Raw genomic sequence first — 26299 nt, 5'->3', positions numbered from 1 at the left:
GGATCGCGGAGGACGATGCAATGACAGTCTACACCGGCGGATGCCAGTGCGGTGCCGTTCGCTTCCGGGTGGAAGGCGAGCTGACGCATTCGTCGATCTGCCATTGCCGCATGTGCCAAAAGGCGTCGGGCGGCTATTACGCGCCGCTGGTCTCTGCCCGTGGCGCCGAGCTCACCTGGACGCGCGGGGAGCGCAAACGCTTCAAGTCTTCCAACTTCGCCTGGCGCGGCTTCTGCGGCGATTGCGGTACGCCGCTGACCTACGAGGCGCCGGACGGCTTGGCGATCGCGGCTGGCRCCTTCGACGATCCGGCCGCGCTCCCGCCGACCGTTCAGTACGGCATCGAAGCCAAGCTTCCCTTTACCGACCGGCTGCATGACCTGCCGGGCATCCGCACCGAGGACGACCTCGAGGCGGCGGAGTTCATCAACGAGATCGTCTCCTACCAGCACCCGGATCACGATACGCAGGTCTGGTCGCAGGAGGGCCGATCGTGAGCGAAGCGCTGGTCCAGAGCGGCGGGTGCCAGTGCGGCGCGGTGCGCTACCGCACTACCGGCGAGCTCGGCTATCCGCATGTCTGCCATTGCCGCATGTGCCAGAAGGCAGCCGGAAACTATTCGCTGCCGCTCGCCGGTGTCATGCGTTCTGATTTCGACATCACGCGCGGTGAACCGAAATGGTTTCATTCATCCGATCTCGTGCGCCGCGGCTTTTGCGGCGAGTGCGGTACGCCGCTGTTCTACGATGTTCCGGGCGCAGAGTTCATCAACCTTACACTCGGCTCACTCGACGATCCGCAATCCGTCAAGCCGGTCGCGCAGTCGAACATGGCGAGCAAGATGCGCTGGTCGCATGAGCTTGACGCCCTGCCCGTCGAGCCGGAACCCGAAAGCAGCGAGCGCGAAGACGCGATCGCATCCAGCAATCACCAGCATCCCGACCACGACACCGATCATTTGCCCCCTGGAGAATCAAGATGAGTGAACCCATTCGAACGGGCGGCTGCCAGTGCGGCGCGATCCGTTTCCGCATCTCCGGCAAGCTCGGCCGCCCGTCGATCTGCCATTGCCGGATGTGCCAGAAGCAGTTCGGCGGCTTCTTCTCGGCGCTGGTGACGGCGCCCGAGGACGGCATCGAATGGACGCGCGGCGAGATCAGCTATTTCCAGTCGTCGATCAATATCGAGCGCGGCTTCTGCAGCGATTGCGGCACGCCGATGACCTACCGGCATCCGGGCGGTCTGGAGCTGGCGATCGGCAGTTTCGACGAGCGGGACGATCTGCAGCCGCAGGTCCAGGTGAACCACGACGCCCGGCTTCCCTGGATCGAGAAAATCTTCGATGCGTCGGTTCACACGGATCCGGATTTCTACGCGCGGCAGGAGGCGATCATCTCCTTCCAGCATCCCGATCACGATACCGAAAACTGGCCGGCGAAAGGCTTCAAGGCATGACCGAAGTGTTGCGGACGCTCTATCCCGAAATCGAGGCCTATGCGTCGGGCCATCTCGATGTCGGTGACGGCCACAGGATCTACTGGGAGCGCTCGGGCACGCCGGGCGCCAAGCCGGCCGTCTTCCTGCATGGCGGCCCGGGCGGCGGCTTCTCGCCGGTCCATCGCCGCCTCTTCGATCCCAAGCTCTACGACGTGACGCTGTTCGACCAGCGCGGCTGCGGCAAGTCCACGCCGCATGCGAACCTCGAGGCCAACACCACCTGGGATCTCGTTGCCGATATCGAACGGCTGCGCGAGATGGCCGGCGTCGACAAATGGCAGGTCTTCGGCGGCTCCTGGGGCTCGACACTGGCGCTCGCCTATGCCGAAAAGCACCCGGAACACGTTTCGGAACTGATCGTGCGCTGCATCTATACGCTGACCAGGGCGGAGCTCGACTGGTATTATCAGTTCGGCGTCTCCGAGATGTTCCCGGACAAGTGGGAGCGCTTTATCGCGCCGATCCCGCCGGAAGAGCGCCACGAGATGATGCAGGCCTATAACCGCCGCCTCACCGGTTCGGACCGGGCCGTGGCGCTCGAGGCGGCGCATGCCTGGAGCATCTGGGAGGGCGAGACGATCACCCTGCTGCCGGAGAAATCGACCAGCGGCAAGTTCGAGGAGGCCGAGTTCGCCTATGCCTTCGCCCGCATCGAGAACCATTTCTTCGTCAATGCCGGGTGGATGGACGAAGGGCAGCTGCTGCGCGATGCGCACAAGCTGAAGGACATTCCGGGCGTCATCGTCCATGGCCGCTACGACATGCCCTGCCCGGCCAAATATGCCTGGCAGCTGCATAAGGCCTGGCCGAAGGCGGAGTTTCATCTGGTCGAGGGCGCGGGACATGCGTTTTCGGAGCCAGGGATACTGGATCAGCTGATCCGGGCGACGGACAGGTTTGCGGGGAAGGTGTGAGGTGGCCATCCTCGTCCTTCGAGGCCCTTCGGGCACCTCAGGATGAGGATGGAGAGAGCCGGCCGGGCGCCTCATTTCGAGGACCTTAAGCTTCTCAGGATGAGGATGGAGGCTCGCGCCGCCGTGGATACAGAGCCGGGTGGCACAACGATCAACCCTCATGGTGAGGAGGCCCCAAGGGGCCGTCTCGAACCACGAGGCCGGTGAGCATGAAGACGACCAGGGTCATATCGAGGCCTGAGAGACATGCGTGCCCTAGGGCACAACGACCAGCCCTCATGGTGAGGAGGCCCGCAAGGGCCGTCTCGAACCACGAGGGCTGGTGACAGACACTCAACACCCGCTCAGCCGGGAGGAACGACAATGAGCAGAGAACGCATCTACCTCTTCGACACGACGCTCCGGGACGGGCAGCAGACGCCCGGCATCGACTTTTCGGTCGAGGACAAGATTGCGATCGCGGCGATGCTCGATGAATTCGGCCTCGACTATGTCGAGGGCGGCTATCCCGGCGCCAATCCGACCGACACGGCCTTCTTCAGCGAGAAGCGCACCAAGGACGCCCGGTTCGTCGCCTTCGGCATGACCAAGCGCGCGGGGATTTCGACCTCCAACGATCCGGGACTGGCGACGCTGCTGCAGGCCGAGAGCGACGCGATCTGTTTCGTCGCCAAGAGCTGGGACTACCATGTGAAGGTGGCGCTCGGCTGTACCAACGAGGAAAACCTGGAATCGATCGCCGAAAGCGTCAAGGCGGCGGTTGCAGCCGGCAAGGAGGCGATGGTCGATTGCGAGCATTTCTTCGATGGCTACAAGGCCAATCCGGAATATGCCATCGCCTGCGCCAAGACCGCCTACGAGGCCGGCGCGCGCTGGGTGGTGCTCTGCGACACCAATGGCGGCACGCAGCCGCCGGAAATCCGCGCCATCGTCGACGCGCTGATTTCGGCCGGCATTCCCGGCGGCTGTCTCGGGATCCATGCGCATAACGATACCGGACAGGCGGTCGCCAATTCGCTGGCCGCGGTCGAGGCCGGCGTGCGGCAGATCCAGGGCACGCTGAACGGCATCGGCGAGCGCTGCGGCAACGCCAATCTGGTGACGCTGATCCCGACGCTGGCGCTGAAAGATACCTATGCGACCCGTTTCGAAACGGCGATCGACGCGGAGCGGCTGCTCAATCTCACCCGCCTGTCCCATGCCTTCGATGAGTTGCTCAACCGCTCGCCCGATCACCAGATGCCCTATGTCGGCGCCTCGGCCTTCGCCACCAAGGCCGGCATTCATGCCTCTGCGCTGCTCAAGGATCCCCGCACCTACGAGCATGTGCAACCAGAAAGCGTCGGCAATTTCCGCAAGATCATGGTCTCCGACCAGGGCGGCAAAGCGAATTTCATCAATGCCCTGAAGCGCCGCGGCATCGAGGTCGGCAAGGACGATCCGAAGCTCGACCTGCTGATCTCCATCGTCAAGGAACGCGAGGCTTCGGGCTATGCCTATGAGGGCGCCGATGCCAGCTTCGAGCTGCTTGCCCGCCGCACCCTCGGCACCATCCCGGAATTCTTCGGCATCGACGGTTTCCGGGTGATGATCGAGCGCCGCTTCGACAGCCTCGGCCGCGTCAAGATCGTCTCCGAAGCGGTGGTGAAGATCACCATCGACGGCCAGACGCTGATGTCGGTCGCCGAAGCCGAAGGCCCGGTCAACGCGCTCGACCTGGCGCTGCGCAAGGATTTCGGCAAGTACCAGCATGAGATCGACGACCTCGTGCTCGCCGACTTCAAGGTGCGTATCCTCAACGGCGGCACCGAGGCGATCACCCGCGTCCTGATCGAATCGATCGATTCCAGCGGTGTGCGCTGGTGGACGGTCGGAGTGTCCGAGAACATCATCGACGCCTCGTTCCAGGCGCTGATGGACTCCGTCATCTACAAGCTGATGAAGAACCGGCAGCTGGCGGGAAAGATCGCGGCGGAGTGAGCGTTTCGGCTTCTGGCAAATCAAAACTCCTTCACATCCATTCACGGAAATGAATTGGCCTATTCATAGCGGTTAGGTTAGAGCGGGTTCCATAACGATAAATTATGGAAACGCCCCCATGTCCGTCGATGCGACCGCGCCGATCATCAAGAACGAAGACAGCCCGCGCGGCTTTGCCTTTGCGCTGACTGCCTATCTGCTGTGGGGCCTGCTGCCGATCTACATGAAGGCGCTGGCGCATATTTCGCCGGCCGAGGTTATCGCGCATCGCGTCCTCTGGTCGGTTCCGATCGCCGGCCTCGTGCTCCTGGTGCTTGGCCGCACGCAGGAAATCCGTGATGCGCTGCGCTCGCCGCGATTGATCGCCATGGCGACGCTGACCGCCGCGCTGATCACCGTCAATTGGGGCACCTATGTCTGGGCGATTGGCGCAGGGCATTCGCTCGATGCAGCGATGGGCTATTTCATCAATCCGCTGATCAGCATCTTCATGGGCTCGGTTCTGTTGAAGGAAAAGCTGCGGCCGCTGCAGATCGCGGCGATCGGCCTTGCTGCCATTGCCGTCGTCGTACTCGCCTTCGATGGCGGTGGCCTGCCGTGGATCGCGCTGACGCTCGCCTTCAGCTGGGCTTTCTACGCCTTCTTCCGCAAGACGCTGCCGCTCGGCCCGAACCAGGGTTTTCTGCTCGAAGTGCTGATCCTCAGCGTTCCCGCAATCCTCTACATCCTCTACCTGGAGCTCGTGACCGGCGAGGGCCATTTCATCGAGACCGGATGGAGCGATACCGCCCTGCTGCTCGGCTGCGGCCTCATCACTGCCGCGCCGCTGATGATCTATGCCAATGGCGCCAAGCTGCTGAAGCTATCGACCATCGGCATCATGCAGTATATCGCCCCGACGATGATCTTCCTGATCGCCATCTTCGCCTTTCACGAGCCGCTCGGCACGGCGCGCATGATCGCCTTCCCGCTGATCTGGGCGGGCCTGGTGCTCTATACGGTGTCGATGCTGAATGCGACGCGCGGGCGCTGAGGCGCCCGCTCACCATCACATTTTCGAAAGAACCTCGTCCTCGCCGCCACGATCGGCGGCGATTTCGGCGGCCTGCGCCATGATCGCCGGAACGATATCGGCGATGTTGTCGATCACGAGCGGCTGAACGCGATGGGCCGTGTGAATGAAACCCTCGTCCGTCATATGCTTCAGGAGCTCCATCATCGGATCCCAGAAGCCGTTGATATTGGCGAAAACCATCGGCTTTTCGTGACGGGCGAGCTGCGCCCAGGTCATGATCTCGACGATCTCCTCCAGCGTGCCGATACCGCCCGGAAGCGCCACGAACGCGTCGGAGCGCTCGAACATCATGTGTTTGCGCGCATGCATGTCAGGCGTTACAATCAGTTCGTTGAGCTGGCCGAGAGAATGGCGCGTCGCTTCCATGTCGATCAGGAATTCCGGGATGATCCCCGTCACCTGACCGCCCGCCGAAAGCACGCCGCTGGCAACCGCCCCCATGATGCCTTTGGTGCCGCCACCGTAGATGAGCCTTAACCCATATTCGGCAATTTCCTTGCCGAGTGTGCGTCCGGCAGTCATGTATGCAGCGTCGCGTCCCGGCCTGGAGCCGCAATAGACGCAGATGGATTTTATCGAGTGTGATTGATCGGTCATTGGGCCAAACAACTATTCCGGGGCTGCGCAGTCAAGAAAAATGAGGCAAAACCTACGTCTTAAGCGTAGGTGACGGGCTTGGATGCTTGTGAAAAGCACAGGGAATCGCTAGCAATTTCTGATTACTACGGCACATTTGCCGCCTGGGGAGAATGAATGATGAGAAACCGCGCCGGCTTGCTGGCCCTCGCAGTGCTTGCAATTGCAATCCTTTTGATGGTCTTCGTGGTGATGCCCCGGATCGGCGGCGACGCGTCAAAAGTTGGTGATGCGATCAATCAGGCTGGCTCCGAAGTCAAGAATACGGTCGAAGAAGCCGGCAAGACGGCCCGTAACGCCGTTGCCGACGCTGCTGAAACCACCGGAAAGGTCGGCCGCCTGACGGCTGACGCCGGACAGTCTCTCACAGAACTTAAGGCGCTGTTTGCCGACGGCAAGACCCCGGCTGCCGATGCGCTCACAGCCGCCAAGACCAAGGCGACCGGCGCGCTGCAGGCGATTGCCGGTTTCGCCGCGCCTGACGGTATCGACCCGGCAACCTCTGCCATCATCACCAAAGCCAAGGACGGCGCTGCGAAGGCACTGGCGACGATCCAGGCGCTGCCTGAAAATGCGGCCGACGCGCTCGCCGCCCTCCTCAAGGCCGAAGCCGAACTGACCGGCGCTCCGGCGGCCCAGCCTGCAGCAACGCAGCCCGCCGCTGACGCTACGGCCCAGGAGCCGGCCGCCGATGCGAATGCTCCGGCAACCGCGGCTCCGGCCGCCACCGACCAGGCCAATGCGGGCCCGAAGGTTCCCGCCTTCGACGTTCTGCGTGTCGAGCCGGATGGTTCGACCGTTATCGCCGGCTCCGCTGAGCCGAACGGCAAGCTTGAAGTCGTCGATGGCGACAAGGTGGTCACCACCACCGATGTCGGCCCTTCCGGCGACTTCGCAGCCGTGCTCGACAATCCGCTCGGCCCCGGCGATCACCAGCTGGTGCTGAAGGTGACCGGCAAGGACGGCAAGGTTCAGACCTCGGAAGAAGTCGCGACAGTTTCCGTGCCGAAGGACGGCAGCGGTGCCGAGCTGCTGGCCATGGTTTCCAAGCCGGGTGAAGCAAGCCGCATCATCACCGCTCCGAAGGCCGAGCAGCAGACCGCTGCGGCAACGCCTGCGGCGAACGGTGCAACACCCGCCCTGCCCGCAGCTTCCACCGATATCGCCAATACGGCACCGGCCGTTCCGGCAACACCGGCTGAAGTCATGGTCAATGCGGTCGAGATCGAAGGCAACAAGATCTTCGTCGCAGGCACGGCCAAGGCAAATGCCAACGTGCTCGCCTATGCCGACGACAAGCTGATCGGCAAGGCGAAGGCCGGTGGCGACGGCCACTTCGTCATCGACGGCGCGATGGATCTCGCGGTCGGCGATCACAAGATCCGCGTCGATGTCGTCGATGGTTCGGGCAAGGTTCTCGTGCGCGCCGCCGTCAATTTCAACCGTCCGGAAGGCGACCAGGTGACCGTCGCGGCGCAGACCACGGCGCCTGCCACGGGTGCCGCCACGACGGCTCCGTCGATGGTGCCGCTCGAAGAGGGTGAACTGACCAAGCTGCGCATGGATGCCGGCAAGGCATTCGCGCTGCTGAAGGGCCTGTTTGCCGATGCCAAGGTGCCGGGAGCCGAACAGCTCGCCGCCGCCCGCTCGGCAACGGAATTCGCGCTGCGCTCGATCTCCGAGTTCCGTCCGTCGGTGGACGCAGGCGCACCGTTCAAGGAAACGGCGGCAAAGGCATCGCAGTCGGCAGCATCCGCCTTGTCGGCGCTGCAGGCCCTGCCCCGCGATGCGAAATCGGTCGGTGCAGCCCTCGAAAAGCTGTCGGCGATGATCGATACGCTGACCACGGTTCCGGCCGCTCCCGCAGCGCCGGCTCCGGCGACGGCCGCCGCACCTGCTCCCGCCACCAACGAAGTGGCGTCGGGCAACAGCAGCGAGCCGAAGACGATCGAACAGGCGCCGCTGACGACGAGCAACAACACCGTCATCATCCGCCGCGGCGATACGCTTTGGCAGATCTCGCGCCGCGTCTATGGCGCGGGCGTGCGCTATACGACGATCTACATGGCCAACGAGGACGAGATCAAAAACCCCGATCGCATCCTGCCCGGCCAGATCTTCGGCGTTCCCAAGGACGCGCTGCCGAATTCGGAAGAGCTGCATCGCAAGCTGAAGGCGGGCGAACACCTCTAAACAGTTCGAAAGATCTGCGACTATTGATAATAGGCCGGGCGAATATAGCGCCCGGCCTTTTCTCTTTGGCGGTTTGCCGTTGCATTCGCCGCCGTCAAATCCTATGTGGCGGGGGACGGCGAGACTGTCTGGCGGAGGCCCTCGAAAGGGCCGTTCCGCCTTTTGCAATTGCCGCTATCGAAACGATGCATTCGTGGTCAAAGCCCACCCCCGGGCTGGAGATGGGCATGGCAAACAAGACGGTTTCTGATTCCAACCTGCTGCGCACGCTGTTCAATCTCTGGCCCTATATGTGGCCGAACGAGCGGCCGGACCTGAAGATGCGCGTCGTCTGGGCGTCGGTCTACTTGCTGATCTCGAAATTCGTACTGCTGCTCGTCCCCTATTTCTTCAAGTGGTCGACCGATGCGCTGAACGGCAAGACCGATCTCCACACCAGTCTTCCGCCGCTGCTGACCGGCGCCATCGCGCTGATCATCGCCTATAACCTGACGCGGCTGATCCAGCTTGCGCTCAACCAGCTGCGCGACGCGCTGTTTGCCAGTGTCGGCCAGTATGCGGTGCGCAAGCTCGCCTTCAAGACGTTCGTCCACATGCACGAGCTGTCGCTGCGCTTCCATCTGGAGCGCAAGACCGGCGGCCTGTCGCGGATCATCGAGCGAGGCACCAAGGGCATCGAGACGATCGTCCGCTTCACGATCCTGAACTCGGTCCCGACGGTCATCGAGTTCCTGCTGACCGCTTTCATCTTCTGGTGGGGCTACGGCTTCTCCTATCTCGCCGTCACCGCGTTTACCGTCTGGGCCTATATCTGGTTCACGATCCGGGCCAGCGACTGGCGCATCTCGATCCGCCGATCGATGAACGACAGCGATACCGACGCCAACACCAAGGCGATCGATTCCCTCCTCAACTTCGAGACCGTCAAATATTTCGGCAACGAAGAGATGGAGGCCAAGCGCTTCGACAAATCGATGGAGAAATACGAGAAGGCGGCGACCGATGTCTGGACCTCGCTCGGCTGGCTGAACTTCGGCCAGGGCGTGATCTTCGGTCTCGGCACCACCGTCATGCTGGTTCTCTCGGGCCTTGCCGTGCAGCGCGGCGAACAGACGGTCGGCGACTTCGTGTTCGTCAATTCGATGCTGCTGCAGCTTGCCGTGCCGCTGAACTTCATCGGCTTCGTCTATCGCGAAATCCGTCAGGGCCTCACGGACATCGAGCAGATGTTCGATCTTCTGGAGGTGAAGGCCGAGGTGACGGATGCGCCGGATGCCAACCCGCTTTCGATCGCGCAGGGCGCCATCAGCTTCAAGGACGTGCATTTCGCCTACGATGCGGCACGGCCGATCCTGAAGGGCATTTCCTTCGATGTCCCGGCGGGCAAGACGGTGGCCGTCGTCGGGCCATCAGGGGCCGGCAAGTCGACGCTGTCTCGCCTGCTCTACCGCTTCTACGATATCCAGAGCGGCGCGATCACCGTCGATGGCCAGGATATCCGCGGACTGACGCAGAAAAGCCTGCGCTCGGCGATCGGCATGGTTCCGCAGGATACCGTGCTCTTCAACGACACCGTGGCCTATAACATCCGCTATGGCCGCCCCGGCGCCAGCGACGCCGAAGTGAAGACCGCGGCCGAGATCGCGCAGATCGCCCATTTCATCGATCTTCTGCCTGAGGGTTTCGAGACCAAGGTCGGCGAACGCGGGCTGAAGCTCTCGGGCGGTGAAAAGCAGCGCGTGGCGATCGCCCGGACCGTTTTGAAGGCGCCGCCGATCCTGATTCTCGACGAGGCGACATCGGCGCTCGACACGACGACCGAAGGCGAAATCCAGACGGCACTCGACGCCGTCTCGAAAAACCGCACGACGCTTGTCATCGCCCACCGCCTGTCGACCGTCATCGGCGCCGACGAGATCATCGTCTTAAAGAGCGGCGAGATCGCCGAGCGCGGAACGCATGCGGCGCTGCTCGCCAAGGACGGTCTCTACGCCTCGATGTGGAACCGCCAACGCGAGGCGACACAGGCCGAGGAACATCTGAAGCAGGTGCGCGAGAGCGACGATCTGGGCGTTGTCACGCGCCTTGCTCCAGCCACCTAACCACCTGAACAAAACGGCCGATCCGCCGTTTTGCTGTTTAGAACCCTTTCATGAAGGCCGCCGCAGCGGCCACGGCATTGCCCCGGCCGGAGTTTTTCTATAACCAGCGGTAACGAAAAAACCGAGGAGACCGGCGCATATGAGCCTGCTTGATACCGTTCGAAACACCATCGTTCCGGTCCATAAGGAAGGCTATCCCTTTGTCGCCGCCTTCTTCGTCGCATCGCTGCTGCTTGGCTGGCTTTTCAAGCCGCTGTTCTGGGTCGGCCTGATCCTGACGCTGTGGTGCGCCTACTTCTTCCGCGATCCCGAGCGCATGACGCCGCAAGACGACGATCTGGTCATCTCGCCTGCTGACGGCAAGGTGTCGTCGATCCAGATGGTGACGCCGCCGGCCGAGCTCAATCTCGGCAGCGAGCCGATGCTGCGCATCTCGGTGTTCATGAACGTCTTCAACTGCCATGTGAACCGTTCGCCGGTGCGTGGCCGCATCGTCAGCATCAATTACCGCTCCGGCAGCTTCGTGAATGCCGAACTCGACAAGGCCAGCGAGGACAACGAGCGCAACGGCCTCGTCATCGAAACCGCCCATGGCAATATCGGCGTCGTGCAGATCGCCGGTCTGGTCGCGCGGCGCATCATCTGCTGGGCGAACACCAACGAGCCGCTGGCCGCTGGCGAGCGCTTCGGCCTGATCCGCTTCGGTTCGCGCCTCGACGTCTTCTTGCCTGCCGGTTCGGCGCCGCGCGTCGCGCTCGGCCAGACGGCGATTGCCGGTGAGACGGTACTTGCCGAATTCGCCTCCGCCAAGGGTCCTGTCATCAGCCGCCGCAGCTAAGACGATCAGGAGCGCCACATGGAGACGCCTTTTCCGCCTTTCGAACCCAACGGCCCGAACGATTCAGCGCGCGGGCCGAGGCTGCGTGAAATTCCGCTCCGGCTGGTCGTTCCCAATCTCATCACCATCCTGGCGATCTGCGCCGGCCTGACCGGCATCCGTCTTGCCTTCGAAGGGCGCTACGAGCTTGCCGTGATGATGGTGTTGCTCGCCGCCTTCCTCGACGGCATCGACGGGCGCATCGCCCGGTTGATGAAGGCGACGTCGAAATTCGGCGCGCAGATGGATTCGCTGGCCGACATCGTCAATTTCGGTGTTGCCCCTGCCCTCGTCGTCTATGTCTATGCGCTGGATCAGGCGCGCTCGATCGGCTGGATCGCGGCGCTGATCTATGCGATCGCTGCCGGCCTTCGCCTTGCCCGCTTCAACGTCATGTCGGAGCGCGAAAACCGTGCGCCCTGGCAGTCGGAATATTTCGTCGGCGTTCCGGCACCCGCCGGCGCGATGCTGGTGCTGCTGCCCGTCTATCTCGGCTTCCTGGGAATGGAGAGCGACCGGCTGTTTGCCTATATCTCCTCGGCCTACACCGTGCTGATCGCCTTCTTTCTGATCAGCCGCCTGCCGGTCTGGTCCGGCAAGCAGGAGGGCAGCCGTCTGCGCCGCGATCTGGTGCTGCCGCTGATGCTCGGCGTCGTCCTCTATGTCGCGCTGCTGATGAGCTACACCTGGGAGATCATGGTCTTCACCGTGGCCATCTACCTGGTTTCGCTGCCCTTCGGCGCACACCGCTGGAAGAAGAAATACGGCACGCTGACGATCGAGGAACCCGGCGTCGGCGAAGACGACATGGGACGCCACATCTGAGATTTGATTAGCACGCTACCCATGCGTGCTTTTCTGCATCAAGCCTCGCGCAAAGTTTTCGCCTTACACACTTCCTGATGATCGATGCCTCTCTTTTGTCGTTTTTCGCGACAAAAGAGCAAATCAGAACACATCCAGGGAACACGTAAGGAGAGTATCGTGACCTCGCAGAAAACTGGTGCAGCGGAACAGCCGGCCAAACAGGATCTCAGCACCCACTACCGGCCGCTCGGCCTGAAGGCCGTACTGGCAGCAGCACTGATGCTGAAGAAGCCTGCCCTCATCAAGAAGCCTGCTTAAGCAGCCGCGAAGAAGCGCCAGAGCAGGCTGATTGCCAGCAGGCTCATGACGACGCCGATGATGACGTCGAGAACCCGCCAGGCGGCGGGTTTTGCGAAGACCGGCTGCAGCAGCCGCGCTCCATATCCCAGACCAAAGAACCAGACGAAGGACGCGATTGCGGCGCCCGCGCCATACGCGATCCGGTCCTGCCCCTGATAGGCCGCCGACAGGCTGCCGAGCAGCACCACCGTATCCAGATAGACATGCGGGTTGAGGAAGGTGAAGGCCAGGCAGGTGGCAACCGCTGCCTTCAGCCCCAGCGCCTGCGGCGATCCCGCCTGCATGGCGCCAGGATGCAGCGCCCGTCGAAAGGCCATGAAGGCGTAGGAGCCGAGGAAGACGGCGCCGCCGAGCGTGACCACCGAAATCAGCACCGGCGACTGCGAGACCAGCGTGCCCAGACCGCCGACACCGGCGGCGATCAGCAGCGCATCCGACAGCGCGCAAATCAGGCAGAGGATGAAGACATGCGAGCGCAACAGCCCCTGGCGAAGGACGAATGCATTCTGCGCGCCGATGGCGATGATCAGGGATGCGCCGAGGAAGAAGCCCGAAAGGGCAGCCGAAATCGAGATCATAGTATGGTCCGGGAAATGAGAGAATTTTGGATCAGAAGAAGCTGAGCTGCCCGTCGCCGGGTTTGGCGGCAGCAGGCTTCGGGGGCTTCTCGGGGACGACAGGCGTCTGCAGGTCCTCACCCATGTTCGAAACCTTGTTGACCTTGTCGGACACCGGGATCGCTTCGAAGAAGTCCTCCTCGACCGGCTTCATCAGATCCGCAACCTCGCGCGGCTCCTGCGTCTTGCAATCCAGCCAGCGGGAAAAGTCCTCGGGCTTGATGACGACAGGCATCCGGTCGTGGATCGGCGCGATCGCCGAGTTGGCCGCGGTCGTCAGAATCGCGCCGGTATCGACTTCCGAGCCGTCGGCGGATGCCCAGGTCTCCATCAGGCCGGCAAAGGCGACTATGCCGCCGTGCTTCGGCTTGATCCAATAGGCCTGCGATTTCTCGCCGCTTTCCTTGGAAGGGCGGTGCCATTCGTAGAAGCCCGATGCCGGAACCAGAACGCGGCGATGACGCATGGCGGCGCGAAACGACGCCTTGCCGATCGCCGTCTCCGAACGCGCATTGATCAGCAGCGGAAACTGCTTGGGATCCTTGACCCAGGAGGGCGTGAACCCCCAGCGCACGAGGACGGCGCGGCGATCCGGCTGGTTGCTGCCCTTCTCCGGCGTCTCGCCCGAAACGACGACCAGGATCGGCTGCGTCGGGGCGATATTGTAGCGCGCCGGAAAGTCCTCCAGCTCGACCACTCCCAGCAGGTCCTGCAGCTCTTCCGGGGTCAATGTCAGGGCATAGCGTCCGCACATGAGATTGTCTTTGCACCCCGTCAGGCGACGGTCAAGGGTCGGTTGCGTCAGCTGCGCGGCGCAAAGAGGATGATCGCCGTGCCCGCCAGGCAGACCGCCGCGCCACCAATATCCCAGCGATCGGGCACCCGGTTTTCGGCCAGCCAGAGCCAGAGGATCGACGCGGCGATATAGATGCCGCCATAGGCCGCGAAGGTGCGCCCGGCCGCCTCGCTCGGCACCAGGGTCAACAGCCAGGCAAACAGCGCCAGCGACACCATGCCGGGCGCCAGCCACCAAGCGGACCTGCCCATTTTCAACCAGGCCCAGAAGACAAAGCAGCCGGCGATCTCGAAGAGGGCAGCAAAGGCATAGATCAGGTAGGTCAGCGGTCTTTCCTTCGAATCGAACGTCCGGTACTCAGGCTAATATCCACGTTCGGCGATCGGAACATGGGGCGCAACCTTGAAAGCGGCTGACATGACAGAGACGGCATCGACGGCCAGGGCGGCATCCTCTGCCATTCTTGAGCGTGACGGCAGGTTCCTGCTGGTGCTGCGCCGCAATCCGCCCTCTGCCGACATGTACGCCTTCCCCGGCGGCCGGGCCGAACCGGGAGAGACGCCGGATCAGACGGCGCTTCGCGAGTTCCACGAGGAAACCGGCATTGCAGCCCGCAATCCGAGGCTGTTTTCAGAGTATGATCTGAAGACCCACGCGCCCGACGGCAGCGTCAGCAGCCATTTCTATCTTTCGGTCTTCACGGTGGAGGCAGACGCGGACGCGGTTGCGGAAGCTGCCGACGATGCGGCAGCCATCGGCTGGTACAGTCTCGACGAGATCCGGCGGCTGCCGGTTCCGCAATCGGTGCTCGAATGCGTGGAACGGCTGGCGCTTCGACAATAACCGCGTGGAAACATGGCGCTGCGCCTTGTTCCCGACATCGCTTGCGTATCAACTATCAGCATGATTCCCGTACGACGCGTTTTCTTGTCCCTGTTGTTATGCGCCGGTGTGGCGATGTCTGCACCTGCGTGGGCCCAGGGCAAGAAGGCACCGCCTGCGGTTCCCGAGGCGCCGCCGCCCCCACCGGCTGCTGTGCCCTATGACGACAAGCTGCTGCGCTTTGCCGAAGTGATCGGTTCGGTGCATTATCTGCGAACGCTGTGCAAGGCCCCGGGCGGGGACGAATGGCGCGATGAGATGCAGCAACTGCTTGATTCTGAAGCGAAAGACGAGCCTCAGCGCAAGGAAAGACTGACCGCGGCCTTCAACCGTGGATACCGTGCCTTCGCCTCCGTCTATACCGATTGCACGGCATCCGCGATCGTGGCAGAAGAGCGCTACCGTAACGAAGGTGCAACACTGGCCACAGAAATTACTTCGCGTTTTGGAAATTGACGTTTAATTAACCTGTTTTCACTCCCGCGCGTGTCGTTTTGGGAAAAGGCTGATAGAGTTGTTAACCAGGCAGTAAGGCATGCAGTTCGAGGAAAAGAAAATGGAACCAAGCCTCAACGACATCGACGACATGATCGTCCACGAAAAGATGCAGGCGGCTTTGGAGTACCACAACGAGGCTTGGGCTGACGGCATGGCCGACGGCATCGAGCCCGAAATCATTGCCGACACCGCCATCATCCATGCCCTGCGCGAGACGATTCGCCTCCACGGCGAGAACAACGCGGAAGCCTTGCTCGATTCGCTGCGCGAACGGATGCTTGCTGGTGAGTTTTCTCCCAACCGCAGACTGCAGTAGAATTAGAGAGCCCGATGCAAACCGGTAAGGACAAGGCCCCGCGGCGGCTGATGGCGCCGCTTCTCGTTGCTTTATGCGTTGGTGCCGGTGTTCTGCCAGCGCCGGTGGCGCATGCGCTTTCCGAGCTGCACAAGGTTCCGGGCCAGCCCGACCCGCAGGCGACCGACCAGAAGAACAGCCAGCAACAGCAGCAGACGCAGACCCCGCCGGCAACGGCGCCGGGCGTGCCGATGCCGGATCCGCTTGTTAACAAGGACAATGCCGGCAAGAGCACCGACAAGACGCCTGGCGCCACCGACGACGCCAAGCCTGTCGAGGTGATCTACGACATCAACAAGGCGCCGGAGCCGGTGCGCAAAATGCGCCAGCAGATCGTCGAGGCGGCGGCTTCCGGCGATCTGGAGCGGCTGCGCCCGCTGATGGGCACAGGCGCACAGCAGACGCAGGTGACTGTCGGCGAGCCGACGGACGACCCAATCGGAACGCTGAAGGATCTCTCCGGCGATCCTGACGGCGACGAGATCCTAGCCATCATGCTCGACGTCATCTCCACTGGCTTCGTGCATGTCGGCGCAGGAACGTCCGATGAAGCCTATGTCTGGCCCTATTTCGCCGAAAAGGACCTGAAGGCGCTGACGCCTCCCGAGCGCGTCGAGCTTTTGCGCATCGTCACCGCTGGGGATCTCTCCGACATGCAGGAATTCGGCGGCTACAATTTCTACCGCCTGGGCATCACGCCTGACGGCAAGTGGAAATTCTTCACCGCAGGCGATTGATAGCAAGCCCTCCCCCGCCGCTTGCAGCGGCGGCGCGGAAGACTTAACTCTGAGCGACAACGAACGCGACAGGTCTCGCCATGCCATCCGTCTTTCTCCCGCACCGCGCGCTTTTCCGCATCGGCGGCGCGGATGCCGAATCCTTTCTGCAGAACCTGATCACCACCGATATCGTTTCGATGGCGCCAAACGAGGCGCGCCCCGGCGCGCTGCTGACGCCGCAGGGCAAGATTCTGTTCGACTTCATGATCTGGCGCGACGGCACGGATTTCATCATCGAGACCGATCGCGATCAGCATGATGCGCTGGTGAAGCGGCTGACGATGTACAAGCTGCGCGCCGCCGTGACGCTAGCGACCATCGAGGCCGACGGTGTGACCGTTTCCTGGGATGATGCGACCGCTGAGGGCACTGCCGACAGCCGCTTTGCCAAGGCTGGCATCACGCTGCACCGCCGCGAGGGCAAGCATGGCGCGGATGACGCCTTGCTCTACGACGCCCTGCGGGCGGCACATGGCATCGTCACTTCAGGCCCCGATTACGCGCTGCAGGATATCTTCCCGCATGACGCGCTGATGGACCTCAATGGCGGCCTGTCCTTCAAGAAGGGCTGCTATGTCGGCCAGGAAGTCGTTTCCCGCATGCAGCACCGCGGCACCGCGCGCCGGCGTGTGGTGACCGTCACTGCGGCTGGCGTCCTCCCGGCACCGGGCACGGAAATCACGGCTGGCGGCAAGCCTGTCGGCACACTCGGCACCGTCAGCGGCCGGACCGGCCTTGCCATCGTCCGTATCGATCGCGCCGGTGAAGCCATGACTGCGGGCACGCCGCTGATGGCAGGCGATACCGCGGTGTCGTTGACGCTGCCCGCCTGGACCGGCCTTACCTTCCCGGCCGCCTCCGACGAGGCAAGCGCGTGACAAAGCCGCCCCGTGCCTGGCAACGCATGCTCTCCGGCAGGCGTCTCGATCTGCTCGATCCCTCGCCGCTCGATGTTGAACTCAGCGATATCGCCCATGGCCTTGCGCGTGTTGCGCGCTGGAATGGCCAGACCTCGGGCAATCATGCATTTTCGGTGGCCCAGCACAGTCTTGCCGTCGAGGATATCTTTCGCCGCCTCAATACAGCGAGCCCCGACGACTGCCTGATGGCCCTGCTGCACGATGCGCCGGAATATGTGATCGGCGACATGATCTCGCCGTTCAAATCCGTCGTCGGCGGTGGCTACAAGACGGTGGAGAAGCGGCTGGAAGCCGCCGTTCATCTGCGCTTCGGCCTGCCGCCGCACCCCTCGCGCGAGCTGAAGGACAAGATCAAGAAGGCCGACACGATCGCCGCCTATTTCGAGGCCACCTGCCTGGCAGGCTTCACACCAGCCGAGGCGCAAAAATTCTTCGGCCAGCCGCGCGGGATTACCCGCGAGATGTTACCGATGGAGCCACTTCCGGCGGTCGAGGCGCAGCGGCTGTTCTGCGAACGGTTCGAGGCGATCGAAGCTCTCCGGAGCGCCAGGCCGTGACGCCCCATATCGTCGTTTCACCACTACTGCGGATCGCCGAGATGGCGGTGCGCCACGGCTCCCGCGAGATGGTCAGCCTGATGGCCAAGGAACAGGCCTTTCACCGGCCGGGCGTCATCGCCGCCGACCGCCATCTGCTGCTGCACATGAACGACATCGCCTTCAAGGGCACCGGCAATCTCGTTGCGCCCGATGAGGCCCATGTGCAGAAGATCATCGATTTCGCTGCCGGCTGGGATGACAGCGCCCCGCTGCTTGTCCATTGCTGGATGGGCGTGTCGCGCTCACCTGCCGCAGCACTCGTTGCCGCCCTTGCGCGGGTGCCCGATCAGGACGACCGGGAGCTTGCGCAAAGGCTGCGCAACGCCTCGCCCCATGCGACGCCGAATACCCGGATCATCGAGATCGGCGACGGGCTGCTGAAGCGCGATGGCAGGCTGATTGCCGCCGTTCGCGCCATCGGCCGCGGCGCCGATGCCGACGGCAACGCGCCTTTCGTGCTCCCCATCGCTCCCGATAAAACTGGTTGACGCCCCGGTACCCTGCCCCATCTAGCGAAGGGCAATGGAAATTCGAGGTATGACAGCAGGCATGGAACAGGCAACAGACGTCATCGTCGCAACGCGCACGGCGCTCAGCCAGGCAAGCGCGCTCGCAGTTCAATATTCCTTTTCGATTCTCGGCGCGATCATTCTGCTGATCGTCGGCTGGGCGATGGCGAGCTTTCTCAGCCGCTGGGCCTATGAGGGGATTTCCCGCGTTCGCGGCATCGACGAAACGCTGGCGCGCTTCTTCACCAATGTGCTGCGCTATGCGCTGCTCATCCTCGTCTTCATCACCGTGCTCGGCCAGTTCGGCGTGCAGACGGCCTCGATCATCGCCACCCTCGGCGCTGCCGGTCTGGCCATCGGGCTGGCGCTGCAAGGCACTCTGCAGAATATCGCCGCGGGGATCATGCTGTTGATCCTCAGGCCGTTCCGGGTGGGCGAGTATATCGAAACCAGCAGCATCTCCGGCACAGTCCGTGAGATCGGCCTGTTTGCGACGGAGTTCAAGACCGGCGATGGGCTCTACAGGCTGGCGCCGAATTCCATTCTCTGGAACACGCCGATCACCAATTACAGCCGCGAACCGACGCGCCAGAACGAGGTGAAGGTCGCGGTCGCCTATGCCGACGACCTGGATGCGGCGATGGAGCGGCTGGTGTCTCTGGCCAAGCAGGATCCGCGCGTGCTGAAATCGCCGGCGCCCAGCGCTTTCGTCGATACGATCGGCGGCGCGACGATCAGCGTGACGCTGCGCTATTGGGCGAAGACCGGCGACTGGTGGCTGCTCAGCCGCGATATGGTGAAGCGGATCAAGCTCAGTTTCGACGAAGGCGGCCATCTGCTGCCGGTGACCGCGGCCAATGGCAACGCGCTTCCCGAAGCCACTCCTGTCGAGGAGAAGACAACAGGTCCGAGCAGACGCGCAGCGGCCAAGAACCAGCCGTCCAGGCCATAGCGCGAACGGAACGTTTTGACTCGCTGCCGGTTAATCTCTCAAGGAGATTGATCGATGCCACTGCCGAACTACCGCGATACATTTTTGCAAAGCCTGCAGACGCTCAAGGGGTTGACCAGCGATTCCGGCGAGTATGTGCGGTTTCGCTGGCAGGCGATCTATCTGACACGCGGCCAGTTCTCCTATTTCTTCCGCGGTGCGCTCGATGGCACCAGCGCCGGGTTTTCGGGCCAGCAGATCGACCTCGTCAGCGGCGAGGTCAGCGTCATCCCGGCGCAATCGGTCGGCCTCTATGGCGCGACCTTCGGGCTCAACGAGGCAATCACCGCCTATAGCGGGCCGCAGAAATCGGTCATCGAAGTCGCCCATGCCTTCACCGAGGCGAGCGAGATGGATTACCACCCGGAATTCTTCTACGTCAGGATGAACCTGCTGCACACGGCCAACGACAGCAAGATGGGCTTCGCCCGCGACCCGAGGCTCAGGGAAAACACCAACCTGATCTTCGTCGGGCTGGAAGATCAGATGACGTCGGAACGGCTGGAGGAAAGCGACATCGCCCGCTGGGTGGCGCAGGAAAAGCCGATGGCATCGGCCGATTGGTATGCGGAGCGGTATTATTATGGATGAGGGAGATTATTTAATCACCCCACACGCCAGCCTCTCGCCCGCATCGCCCGACGGCTGGCTGCGATAGTCATCCGAATTTGCGTGGATCATCAGCGCCCGCCCGCGGATGCCGTCCTTCTTGCCATCCAGCGTCACCATGCTGTCGAAGACTTGGGCGCGGAGGATGCCGTCCTGACCGACATACTGGTTCGGCATGTCGCCGGCATGCGGACCCTTTGCCGCCAGGAAGCCGTGTTCGGCATCTGTCGGGTTGAAATGCTTGCCGGCCGATTCGTGATGGGTGGCGGCGTCGCATTTGCCGGTTTCGTGGACGTGGAAGGCGACCCACTTGTTGGCGGGCAGACCGGAGACCTCGACTTCGAGCATCACGCCGCCATTGGCGGCGGCGGTCAGCGTTGCCCGGCCGCTCTCCTTGCCCTTGCCGTCGACGAAATTGGCGGTCGCGGTCTGCTTGTCCTGCGCATTGGCGGCGAAGGCCGGGGCCGCGAGCGTCAACGCAGCAATGACGATGGTCGTTTTCATGAGGATTCCCTTCCGCTTGGCTGTCGTTGTCCAACGCCTCACTGCCGAAGGGGTTCCGGCAAAAACAAAAGCCGGCCAAATGGCCGGCTTCGTGAATACGGTCTGCGTTCGCCTCAGGAGGCGATATCGAGATCGTATTGGCCGTAGGTGCTGCGATAGAGATCCGGCGAACCATCATCATTGGATGCCGCGAAGGTCATATCGGTACCGGTCGTACGCATGCCCATCATCAGGGCAAGAACATTGTCGGTTGCTGTCGAGCGCGGCTCATGCTTCGGCTCTTCACTCAGTTCAGCGAGAATACCAGGCTTCTCGTCAGCTGCACGTTCGCCACGGCTCAAAACGCCGTCGCCATTCGTGTCGAGCCGGGAAAGCGTTGCCAAATAGGCATATGCCGTGTCTGAAACAGATGTAACTTGGGCCATACAAACCTCCGTCCACCGCCTTAATTCTTCGGTGCTGTCTGTACGCAATACAAATGGGGAAAATCGAACTGGTCCGGGGATACCCCGAATAGTGAGTCGGGTCAACAAGCTGTTAACTTCCCATTAAGGAAGGTTGACAAAGCGTTCAGAGGTGATCCCGCCGCCGGGTTTTCCACGGCTTCGCACCTCATGCGAAAGGCGCATTGCAACTCTCTGCCCGAAGCCCTATTCCGGGCCTTCATACCAACGATTGCGGTGACGAGAATGCATCAGGCCGAAGCCTTTGCCCCCTTCGAGAGCCTTGCGGCTGAGCTTATTCCATTTGCCACCGAGGGCGACGACGGTTCGCATGATCTGGCGCATGTGCTGCGCGTCTTCAAGAACGCCATGCGCATCCAGAAGAGCGAAGGCGGCGATGCGCGCATTCTGGCCACTGCCGTGCTGCTGCATGATTGCGTTGCCGTCGAGAAGAGCTCGCCGCTCCGCTCCAAGGCCTCGACGCTGGCGGCACAGAAGGCATCCGGGATCCTGCAGAAGCTTGGCTGGACGGCAGAGGATATCGCAGCCGTTGCCCATGCGATCACCGCGCACAGCTTCTCCGCCAACGTGACGCCCGAGACGCTGGAAGCGAAGATGCTGCAGGATGCCGACCGGCTCGACGCGATCGGTGCTGTCGGCGCTGCCCGCTGTTTCTACATCGCCGGGCGCATGGTCTCCGGGCTCTACGACCCCTTCGATCCCGGCGCCACGCAACGCCCGCTCGACGACAAGCGCTATGCAATCGACCATTTCCAGACCAAACTGTTCAAATTGGCCGACGGCTTCCAGACGGGAGCGGGACGCGGACTGGCGGCGGAACGCGACAAGCGGTTGCGTGATTTCCTCGCCGACTTCATGGACGAAATCTAGGCTTCAGGAGACAGCATGCAGGTCAGCGATCTCTTCATCTACCCGCTCAAGAGCGCCAGGGGCATTGCGCTTCCCTCTTCTGCGATCGACGCATTCGGCCTGCCGGGCGACCGGCGGGCGATGATCACGGACGCTGACGGACAATGCATCACCCAGCGCGAACTGCAGGATCTGGCGCGCATCGACGTCCGTCCGGAAGCCGCAGCGTTCCGTCTGCTGATGGATGGCAAGGGCGAGATCGCGGTTCCGCCGCTGCAACCGGACAGGCGGATGGATGTCGTCATCTGGAAGACGCCCGTGAATGCAGCCATTGCCGATGACGGGAGCAACAGACGGCTGTCGGAGTGGCTGGGGCGCGAGGTCAAGCTGGTGTTCTTCGATGCCGCTGCCGAGCGAATTGCTAGCCCGGAATGGGCCGGGCCGGACACGCCGGTGACCTTTGCCGACGGCTATCAGATCCTGGTGACGACGACGGGATCGCTGAAGGCGCTGAATGCCGATCTGGCCAGCCATGCGGAAGGCGAAATCGGCATGGAGCGCTTCCGCCCGAACATCGTCATCGATATCGACGAACCCTGGCCCGAGGACCGCTGGGCGGCGATCGAGATCGCCGGCATCCGGCTCGATCTCGTCAAGCCCTGTGCCCGCTGCATCATGACAACCCAGGACCAGGTCACCGGCTCGCGCGACGTGCCGAACCCAATGCCGGCGATGGGCCGTGTGCGCATGTCGGCGGACCGGCGCGTACCTGGGCCGCTGTTCGGTTGGAACGCAACGCCGCGCGGCACCGGCACGATCGCCATCGGCGACACCGTGACGGTGATCGAGGAACGGCCGGAAGGCTGGGCCTTCAAGGTGCGCAACCGCGCCTAGAGGCCGGAGAGCGCCTCGTCGATCCTGCTCATCACATCTGATGGCAACGGGCCCTTCGCCAGGGCGCCGGCATTTTCCTCGACCTGGGCGACCGTCCGGAAACCGGGGATCGGCAGGGTGCGGGGCGAGCGGGCCCAGAGCCAGGCGAGCGCGCCCTGCGTCAGCGTCCTGCCGCCATCGGTCAGGAGATTTCTGACCGCCTCCAGACGGGCGGCGAATTCGGGGGCGATCTTTCCGTCCTTGAAATAGATCATCCAGTCGAGGCTTGCGCCGCGAACGTCCTTTTCGCCGACAGTCTTGCCCGGCGTGAACTTGCCGCTGAGCAGCCCCATGGCCAGCGGGCCGCGGTTGATCGAGATCAGGCCGTTCTTCTCGATGAGCGCGATCATCTCCGGCACCGGCTCGAAGACATTCATCGTATGCTGCACGGAGACGAAGCCGTTGCGATCGAGATGGCGGGCCGCCCGGTCCGGATAGTCGGTGCTCCAGCCGAAAGCGTCGATCTTGCCCTCGGCCTTCAGGGTCTCGAGTGTCTCGAACACCTCGTCTGAGGCTTCCAGCGGAAAGTCGTTCAGATGGAACTGCAGCAGATCCAGCCGCTCGCGGCGCAGGCGACGCAGCGAGGTTTCCGCCGATTGCCGGATGAAGGCCTGGTCGGCAAAAGCGCCGGTCGCCTGCCTGGTCTTTTCGTCGGTCGCATGGCCGAACTTGGTGGCGACGACGATATCGTCGCGATTGCCGATGGCACGGCCGACCACCTCCTCGGAATGCCCTGCCCCGTAATTCGAGGCGGTATCGAAAAAGCGGATACCGAGATCGACCGCACGGTTGATGGCGCGAATCGATTCGTCGTCGTCCACCTCCCCCCAGCCGAGCGGGACATCGCCGGCATAGAACGGCCCGCCGATCGCCCAGCAGCCCATGCCGAGGCGCGGAATATCACGTCCGTTCCAGAGAGTGATCGCGGTCGTGTTGTCAGGTTTGGTCAGCATATCGTTTTCCTCCACCATCTGCCGTTGCCGAAGAGATAGGGAGCGAGAGCGGCGTGGTAAACTGTCAAATCCGCAGCATATCTTTCACCGGTGAAAAACCACGCTTCAGGCGGAGAGCTTGCCACCCGGCGGCAGGGCTGCTGCCGAGGCGTTGATCGCCTTCAGTGCCGACTGGATGAAACCGTCGCGGGCCGATGCCGCCTCGATGCCGCGCGGCTCGTAGACATGGCGGTGGAGAAAGAAGCTGGTCAGGCGGAAGGCGGCGGCGAGATTGTCGTAATCGGCCGCGTGATTGCCCTCGCCCGCCAGAAACGACGGCAGCAGCAGCATCTTGTCGGCATAGGGCCTGCCTGCTGCGCGGCAGACGGCGCGGCCGGATTTCGGCGAGACGTAGGCGAGATCGGTCTTGACGCCGGTCGCTGCACATTCACTGAGATCGATGCCGTAACCGAGATCATTCAGCACCGCGAGTTCGAAGCGGACAAAGAGCTCGCCGGCATCGGCAGGATTGTGGAGATTGTCGAGAATGACCTCCAGCGCGTCGTAGAGATGCGGATGCGGATCACGCTCGGGCAGCAGGCGCAGCAAAGCACCCATCGCCTGCACGCCATAGACGGCGGTGGCACTCTCCATCAGCCGCGCGGCGCGAAGCTGCAGCGGCTCGATCCTGAATTCGCCGAGGTGCTCGTCAAGGCGCGCTCGCCAGATGACATCGACTTCATTGCCCGGCTGCAGCACCGGCTGCATGCTGCGCGAACGGCCGGAGCGGACGAGACCGAGATGGCGGCCGCGATCGCGCGTCATCACCTCGGCGATGACGCTTGTCTCGCCGTGGCGCTTCACGCCCAGAACGATTGCATGATCCTGCCATTGCATCGGCAACAAACCTCAGACTTCAGGAATCGATCCTAGAGCAAGGCTTCGCAAATGTCATGGAAGCCGTCATTCGCCCGGAAAGAGCTTGCCCAGAAAATCGCGCATCGCGCCTTCGTCGAAGGGCTTTACAAGCAGAGGCACCTGCTGCACGTCGGCTGGAAAATCCTGGCTGTCGGAATAGCCGCTGACGAAGCCGAAAGGAATGCCGCGGTCATTCAGATGGCGGGCAAAGCCAAAGCTCATGGATTCGCCGAGGTTCACATCGAGAAGCGCGAAATCGTAGCTCTCGGCGTTCACAGCCTCCATGGCCTGATCCAGGCTGTTGGCAATGTCGATTGTCTCGACGCCGACGGCGCGCAGAATGTCTTCTGCTTCCATGGCAATGATAAGACTGTCTTCCAGAACCAGAACACGGGTTGCGTTCATGATTTATGCCCCTCGCTGTGCGCCGCTGACGGCGCGCACCGTCTTATCAAACCGCATTTTTACCTCAGATGCCCTCTTGGACGGGTGCTCGCCGCACCGGAAACGGTTCGGCCTGCAACCCGACGTCCCGTTCGCTCCATAAGACAGCGAACCGGGAGAAAAAGTGGCATGTCCGGACCTTATTTTCCATAGCACTGATTTGCATTTAAAAAAGACATAGTTGCTGAAACGCTTATATAAAAGGGCGTTTCCCGCCGGGCAGGCCTTCCCAGCCGGCGATATCCAGCAGCCCCTCGCCGTTCAGCACTTCGCAGCCCCGTTCCTGCCAGCGGATCAGCCCGCGCTCGGCAAGCTTCTTCAACGTCTTGTTGGTGTGGACGATCGACAGGCCGAGCGTATCGGCGATGTGCTGCTGGGTGATCGGAATGAATTTCCGCCCGTTGAAGAGATTGAGCCGCTTGCCACGCTCATAGAGGAAGGCGACGAGATAGGCGGCGCGCTCGAGCGCGGTGCGACGGCCGATGCTCAGCAGATGTTCGTCGAGGATGCGCTCCTCCTGCGCGGCGATCCAGGTGATGTCGAAGGCGAGCGAGGAATGCTTGTTATAGAGCGTCATCAGCTTGTCGCGCTCGAAGACGCAGAGCGAGACCGGCGACAGGGCCTCGACGGAATGCTGCATTTCCCCCATGATCGTTCCCTGCAGACCGATCAGATCACCGGGCATGATATAGTTCAGGATCTGGCGGCGGCCGTCTTCCAGCGACTTGTAGCGGAAGCCCCATCCCGAAAGAACCGTGAAGAGATGGGCGCTGTTGGCGCCCTCGACGAGGATCGTCGCACCGGCATCGGCGGCCAGTTCCCCCTTCTTGAAGCGCGAGACGAAATCCAGTTCGTCACCGCTGAATTCACGAAAATGCGGCAAGGGCCGCAAAGGACACTGCTCGCACGGTGTCTTGAAGGAGTGTGTCGGTTTTGACGTTGCCATCCCAGCCCTGCGCCCGAAAAAGCGGCGCATCATGTCCAGCGCGCCGTTCAGGGCGCACAATGCGCGGGATGGCGGTTTTGTTCCGCGAACGGCTGGGATTTTTTATTGAAAAACAAGGATGTGGGTGGGGCTAGATGGTTTTCCTGCCAGCGGAGCGTGCGGAGCCCCCTCATCCGCCCTTCGGGCACCTTTGTAACTTCCCTTTATCCGCTATCGAGGCTGTAATGCCGATCGCGGTGGCGGATGGAAGACCGACGCACCTTTGGGACACCAAGCCCGTGGGAGAGCCTGGGTCTCCGTCCGCCGTTCCATT

At 62.5% G+C, this 26299-nt stretch carries 31 protein-coding genes and 1 pseudogene; 22 read left to right on the top strand and 10 right to left on the bottom strand.

All coding sequences use genetic code 11. The features are described from left to right. Positions 1-20: 20 nt before the first annotated feature. The 6 genes from AC1DIJ_RS28665 (at position 21) to rarD (ending at position 5424) form a co-directional block, all read left to right on the top strand. Positions 21-497: a GFA family protein gene (locus AC1DIJ_RS28665; RefSeq protein ID WP_477831726.1), complete on the top strand. Its 477-nt coding sequence runs from the start codon at positions 21-23 to the stop codon at positions 495-497. Further along, complete coding sequence (locus AC1DIJ_RS28660) at positions 494-982, top strand: GFA family protein (protein ID WP_477831725.1); 489 nt, start codon at positions 494-496, stop codon at positions 980-982. Before AC1DIJ_RS28665 ends, AC1DIJ_RS28660 begins: the two co-directional genes overlap by 4 nt. Beyond that, on the top strand, positions 979-1455 hold the full coding sequence (locus AC1DIJ_RS28655) for a GFA family protein (protein ID WP_112390841.1): 477 nt from the start codon (positions 979-981) through the stop codon (positions 1453-1455). The genes AC1DIJ_RS28660 and AC1DIJ_RS28655 overlap by 4 nt, the downstream gene beginning before the upstream one ends. Continuing rightward, entirely contained in the window at positions 1452-2411 is a 960-nt protein-coding gene (pip, locus tag AC1DIJ_RS28650; protein WP_112390840.1) for a prolyl aminopeptidase, read from the top strand. Before AC1DIJ_RS28655 ends, pip begins: the two co-directional genes overlap by 4 nt. 363 nt (positions 2412-2774) lie before the next feature. Beyond that, positions 2775-4391: a citramalate synthase gene (cimA, locus tag AC1DIJ_RS28645; RefSeq protein ID WP_112390839.1), complete on the top strand. Its 1617-nt coding sequence runs from the start codon at positions 2775-2777 to the stop codon at positions 4389-4391. Between the two features lie 118 nt (positions 4392-4509). Next, positions 4510-5424, top strand: a complete 915-nt coding sequence (rarD, locus tag AC1DIJ_RS28640; protein WP_112390838.1) for an EamA family transporter RarD — start codon at positions 4510-4512, stop codon at positions 5422-5424. A 15-nt stretch (positions 5425-5439) separates the two neighbouring features. Here the strand turns inward: rarD and AC1DIJ_RS28635 are convergent, their stop codons facing one another. Further along, positions 5440-6063, bottom strand: coding sequence for an LOG family protein (locus AC1DIJ_RS28635; protein WP_112390837.1), 624 nt, complete (start codon positions 6061-6063; stop codon positions 5440-5442). 156 nt (positions 6064-6219) lie between these two features. Here AC1DIJ_RS28635 and AC1DIJ_RS28630 point away from each other — a divergent pair, with 156 nt between their 5' ends. The 5 genes and pseudogenes from AC1DIJ_RS28630 to AC1DIJ_RS28610 all read left to right on the top strand — a co-directional run bounded on the left by AC1DIJ_RS28630 (position 6220) and on the right by AC1DIJ_RS28610 (position 12399). Continuing rightward, positions 6220-8295 (top strand): LysM peptidoglycan-binding domain-containing protein, encoded by a 2076-nt coding sequence (locus AC1DIJ_RS28630; protein ID WP_112390836.1) that lies wholly within the window; start codon positions 6220-6222, stop codon positions 8293-8295. Positions 8296-8522: 227 nt separating this feature from the next. Next, positions 8523-10397: an ABCB family ABC transporter ATP-binding protein/permease gene (locus tag AC1DIJ_RS28625; protein ID WP_112390835.1), complete on the top strand. Its 1875-nt coding sequence runs from the start codon at positions 8523-8525 to the stop codon at positions 10395-10397. A gap of 136 nt (positions 10398-10533) precedes the next feature. Next, a pseudogene (locus AC1DIJ_RS28620) lies at positions 10534-11235 on the top strand (phosphatidylserine decarboxylase); the annotation flags it as partial. Positions 11236-11253: 18 nt separating this feature from the next. Continuing rightward, the gene (pssA, locus tag AC1DIJ_RS28615; RefSeq protein ID WP_112390833.1) at positions 11254-12099 is read left to right on the top strand and encodes a CDP-diacylglycerol--serine O-phosphatidyltransferase; all 846 of its coding nucleotides are present in this window, start codon (positions 11254-11256) and stop codon (positions 12097-12099) included. A 159-nt stretch (positions 12100-12258) separates the two neighbouring features. After that, entirely contained in the window at positions 12259-12399 is a 141-nt protein-coding gene (locus tag AC1DIJ_RS28610; protein WP_477831724.1) for a hypothetical protein, read from the top strand. Here AC1DIJ_RS28610 and AC1DIJ_RS28605 read toward each other — a convergent pair. Genes AC1DIJ_RS28605 through AC1DIJ_RS28595 form a run of 3 tightly spaced genes read right to left on the bottom strand, consistent with a single transcriptional unit; the run spans position 12396 to position 14180 of the window. After that, positions 12396-13019 (bottom strand): LysE/ArgO family amino acid transporter, encoded by a 624-nt coding sequence (locus AC1DIJ_RS28605; protein ID WP_112390832.1) that lies wholly within the window; start codon positions 13017-13019, stop codon positions 12396-12398. The genes AC1DIJ_RS28610 and AC1DIJ_RS28605 overlap by 4 nt on opposite strands. A 31-nt stretch (positions 13020-13050) precedes the next feature. Further along, positions 13051-13812, bottom strand: coding sequence for an SOS response-associated peptidase (locus AC1DIJ_RS28600; protein WP_112390831.1), 762 nt, complete (start codon positions 13810-13812; stop codon positions 13051-13053). A gap of 47 nt (positions 13813-13859) precedes the next feature. Further along, complete coding sequence (locus AC1DIJ_RS28595; protein ID WP_112390830.1) at positions 13860-14180, bottom strand: YnfA family protein; 321 nt, start codon at positions 14178-14180, stop codon at positions 13860-13862. A gap of 91 nt (positions 14181-14271) precedes the next feature. On the opposite strand from AC1DIJ_RS28595, the gene AC1DIJ_RS28590 reads away from it, so the two are divergent. From AC1DIJ_RS28590 to AC1DIJ_RS28550, 9 genes are all read left to right on the top strand, one after another. Beyond that, positions 14272-14697 carry an NUDIX domain-containing protein gene (locus tag AC1DIJ_RS28590; protein WP_112390829.1) on the top strand — a complete coding sequence of 142 codons (426 nt, stop codon included), beginning with the start codon at positions 14272-14274 and terminating at the stop codon, positions 14695-14697. Positions 14698-14733: 36 nt separating this feature from the next. Then, complete coding sequence (locus AC1DIJ_RS28585; protein WP_477831730.1) at positions 14734-15192, top strand: TIGR02301 family protein; 459 nt, start codon at positions 14734-14736, stop codon at positions 15190-15192. A gap of 100 nt (positions 15193-15292) precedes the next feature. After that, positions 15293-15550 carry a hypothetical protein gene (locus AC1DIJ_RS28580; protein ID WP_112390884.1) on the top strand — a complete coding sequence of 86 codons (258 nt, stop codon included), beginning with the start codon at positions 15293-15295 and terminating at the stop codon, positions 15548-15550. A 14-nt stretch (positions 15551-15564) separates the two neighbouring features. Continuing rightward, positions 15565-16326: a hypothetical protein gene (locus tag AC1DIJ_RS28575; protein ID WP_112390828.1), complete on the top strand. Its 762-nt coding sequence runs from the start codon at positions 15565-15567 to the stop codon at positions 16324-16326. An 80-nt stretch (positions 16327-16406) separates the two neighbouring features. Next, entirely contained in the window at positions 16407-17246 is an 840-nt protein-coding gene (gene ygfZ / locus AC1DIJ_RS28570; protein WP_112390827.1) for a CAF17-like 4Fe-4S cluster assembly/insertion protein YgfZ, read from the top strand. A gap of 26 nt (positions 17247-17272) precedes the next feature. Beyond that, positions 17273-17845, top strand: coding sequence for a YfbR-like 5'-deoxynucleotidase (locus AC1DIJ_RS28565; RefSeq protein ID WP_112390826.1), 573 nt, complete (start codon positions 17273-17275; stop codon positions 17843-17845). A gap of 41 nt (positions 17846-17886) precedes the next feature. Beyond that, positions 17887-18375: a tyrosine phosphatase family protein gene (locus tag AC1DIJ_RS28560; protein ID WP_112390883.1), complete on the top strand. Its 489-nt coding sequence runs from the start codon at positions 17887-17889 to the stop codon at positions 18373-18375. 61 nt (positions 18376-18436) lie between these two features. Then, positions 18437-19348, top strand: a complete 912-nt coding sequence (locus AC1DIJ_RS28555; protein ID WP_112390882.1) for a mechanosensitive ion channel domain-containing protein — start codon at positions 18437-18439, stop codon at positions 19346-19348. Between the two features lie 54 nt (positions 19349-19402). Next, entirely contained in the window at positions 19403-19978 is a 576-nt protein-coding gene (locus AC1DIJ_RS28550) for a hypothetical protein (RefSeq protein WP_112390825.1), read from the top strand. A gap of 6 nt (positions 19979-19984) precedes the next feature. Here the strand turns inward: AC1DIJ_RS28550 and AC1DIJ_RS28545 are convergent, their stop codons facing one another. Next, positions 19985-20500 carry a superoxide dismutase family protein gene (locus tag AC1DIJ_RS28545; protein WP_112390824.1) on the bottom strand — a complete coding sequence of 172 codons (516 nt, stop codon included), beginning with the start codon at positions 20498-20500 and terminating at the stop codon, positions 19985-19987. A 113-nt stretch (positions 20501-20613) separates the two neighbouring features. Then, positions 20614-20925 (bottom strand): hypothetical protein, encoded by a 312-nt coding sequence (locus AC1DIJ_RS28540; protein WP_112390823.1) that lies wholly within the window; start codon positions 20923-20925, stop codon positions 20614-20616. Positions 20926-21189: 264 nt separating this feature from the next. On the opposite strand from AC1DIJ_RS28540, the gene AC1DIJ_RS28535 reads away from it, so the two are divergent. Both AC1DIJ_RS28535 and AC1DIJ_RS28530 read left to right on the top strand, forming a co-directional pair. Further along, on the top strand, positions 21190-21834 hold the full coding sequence (locus AC1DIJ_RS28535) for an HD domain-containing protein (protein WP_112390822.1): 645 nt from the start codon (positions 21190-21192) through the stop codon (positions 21832-21834). A gap of 15 nt (positions 21835-21849) precedes the next feature. After that, positions 21850-22707, top strand: a complete 858-nt coding sequence (locus AC1DIJ_RS28530) for an MOSC domain-containing protein (RefSeq protein ID WP_112390821.1) — start codon at positions 21850-21852, stop codon at positions 22705-22707. Here the strand turns inward: AC1DIJ_RS28530 and AC1DIJ_RS28525 are convergent. The 4 genes from AC1DIJ_RS28525 to AC1DIJ_RS28510 form a co-directional block, all read right to left on the bottom strand. Continuing rightward, a complete protein-coding gene (locus AC1DIJ_RS28525; RefSeq protein ID WP_112390881.1) occupies positions 22704-23699 on the bottom strand; it encodes an aldo/keto reductase in 996 nt (331 codons plus the stop codon). The two genes, AC1DIJ_RS28530 and AC1DIJ_RS28525, sit on opposite strands and share 4 nt — an antisense overlap. Positions 23700-23804: 105 nt before the next feature. After that, entirely contained in the window at positions 23805-24575 is a 771-nt protein-coding gene (gene recO, locus AC1DIJ_RS28520; protein WP_112390820.1) for a DNA repair protein RecO, read from the bottom strand. Positions 24576-24641: 66 nt separating this feature from the next. Further along, entirely contained in the window at positions 24642-25001 is a 360-nt protein-coding gene (locus AC1DIJ_RS28515; RefSeq protein ID WP_112390819.1) for a response regulator, read from the bottom strand. Between the two features lie 232 nt (positions 25002-25233). After that, the gene (locus AC1DIJ_RS28510; RefSeq protein ID WP_112390880.1) at positions 25234-25986 is read right to left on the bottom strand and encodes a Crp/Fnr family transcriptional regulator; all 753 of its coding nucleotides are present in this window, start codon (positions 25984-25986) and stop codon (positions 25234-25236) included. Positions 25987-26299 lie beyond the last annotated feature (313 nt).

Source organism: Rhizobium sp. 10N427 (genome assembly GCF_056394605.1).
Note: the sequence above shows the minus strand (reverse complement) of the source record. Positions and strands in the feature narration are given on the sequence as shown.

Excerpts from the sequence above, each read along its gene's own strand:
- AC1DIJ_RS28510 (WP_112390880.1), bottom strand. The coding sequence starts at position 25,986 with ATGGCAACGTCAAAACCGACACACTCCTTCAAGACACCGTGCGAGCAG.
- AC1DIJ_RS28535 (WP_112390822.1), top strand. The coding sequence starts at position 21,190 with ATGCATCAGGCCGAAGCCTTTGCCCCCTTCGAGAGCCTTGCGGCTGAG.
- AC1DIJ_RS28635 (WP_112390837.1), bottom strand. The coding sequence starts at position 6,063 with ATGACCGATCAATCACACTCGATAAAATCCATCTGCGTCTATTGCGGC.
- cimA (WP_112390839.1), top strand. The coding sequence starts at position 2,775 with ATGAGCAGAGAACGCATCTACCTCTTCGACACGACGCTCCGGGACGGG.
- AC1DIJ_RS28625 (WP_112390835.1), top strand. The coding sequence starts at position 8,523 with ATGGCAAACAAGACGGTTTCTGATTCCAACCTGCTGCGCACGCTGTTC.
- pip (WP_112390840.1), top strand. The coding sequence starts at position 1,452 with ATGACCGAAGTGTTGCGGACGCTCTATCCCGAAATCGAGGCCTATGCG.
- AC1DIJ_RS28590 (WP_112390829.1), top strand. The coding sequence starts at position 14,272 with ATGACAGAGACGGCATCGACGGCCAGGGCGGCATCCTCTGCCATTCTT.
- pssA (WP_112390833.1), top strand. The coding sequence starts at position 11,254 with ATGGAGACGCCTTTTCCGCCTTTCGAACCCAACGGCCCGAACGATTCA.
- recO (WP_112390820.1), bottom strand. The coding sequence starts at position 24,575 with ATGCAATGGCAGGATCATGCAATCGTTCTGGGCGTGAAGCGCCACGGC.
- AC1DIJ_RS28530 (WP_112390821.1), top strand. The coding sequence starts at position 21,850 with ATGCAGGTCAGCGATCTCTTCATCTACCCGCTCAAGAGCGCCAGGGGC.
- AC1DIJ_RS28605 (WP_112390832.1), bottom strand. The coding sequence starts at position 13,019 with ATGATCTCGATTTCGGCTGCCCTTTCGGGCTTCTTCCTCGGCGCATCC.
- AC1DIJ_RS28545 (WP_112390824.1), bottom strand. The coding sequence starts at position 20,500 with ATGAAAACGACCATCGTCATTGCTGCGTTGACGCTCGCGGCCCCGGCC.
- AC1DIJ_RS28600 (WP_112390831.1), bottom strand. The coding sequence starts at position 13,812 with ATGTGCGGACGCTATGCCCTGACATTGACCCCGGAAGAGCTGCAGGAC.
- AC1DIJ_RS28550 (WP_112390825.1), top strand. The coding sequence starts at position 19,403 with ATGCCACTGCCGAACTACCGCGATACATTTTTGCAAAGCCTGCAGACG.
- AC1DIJ_RS28515 (WP_112390819.1), bottom strand. The coding sequence starts at position 25,001 with ATGAACGCAACCCGTGTTCTGGTTCTGGAAGACAGTCTTATCATTGCC.
- ygfZ (WP_112390827.1), top strand. The coding sequence starts at position 16,407 with ATGCCATCCGTCTTTCTCCCGCACCGCGCGCTTTTCCGCATCGGCGGC.
- rarD (WP_112390838.1), top strand. The coding sequence starts at position 4,510 with ATGTCCGTCGATGCGACCGCGCCGATCATCAAGAACGAAGACAGCCCG.
- AC1DIJ_RS28575 (WP_112390828.1), top strand. The coding sequence starts at position 15,565 with ATGCAAACCGGTAAGGACAAGGCCCCGCGGCGGCTGATGGCGCCGCTT.
- AC1DIJ_RS28540 (WP_112390823.1), bottom strand. The coding sequence starts at position 20,925 with ATGGCCCAAGTTACATCTGTTTCAGACACGGCATATGCCTATTTGGCA.
- AC1DIJ_RS28565 (WP_112390826.1), top strand. The coding sequence starts at position 17,273 with ATGCTCTCCGGCAGGCGTCTCGATCTGCTCGATCCCTCGCCGCTCGAT.
- AC1DIJ_RS28525 (WP_112390881.1), bottom strand. The coding sequence starts at position 23,699 with ATGCTGACCAAACCTGACAACACGACCGCGATCACTCTCTGGAACGGA.
- AC1DIJ_RS28630 (WP_112390836.1), top strand. The coding sequence starts at position 6,220 with ATGATGAGAAACCGCGCCGGCTTGCTGGCCCTCGCAGTGCTTGCAATT.
- AC1DIJ_RS28560 (WP_112390883.1), top strand. The coding sequence starts at position 17,887 with ATGGCGGTGCGCCACGGCTCCCGCGAGATGGTCAGCCTGATGGCCAAG.
- AC1DIJ_RS28655 (WP_112390841.1), top strand. The coding sequence starts at position 979 with ATGAGTGAACCCATTCGAACGGGCGGCTGCCAGTGCGGCGCGATCCGT.
- AC1DIJ_RS28580 (WP_112390884.1), top strand. The coding sequence starts at position 15,293 with ATGGAACCAAGCCTCAACGACATCGACGACATGATCGTCCACGAAAAG.
- AC1DIJ_RS28555 (WP_112390882.1), top strand. The coding sequence starts at position 18,437 with ATGGAACAGGCAACAGACGTCATCGTCGCAACGCGCACGGCGCTCAGC.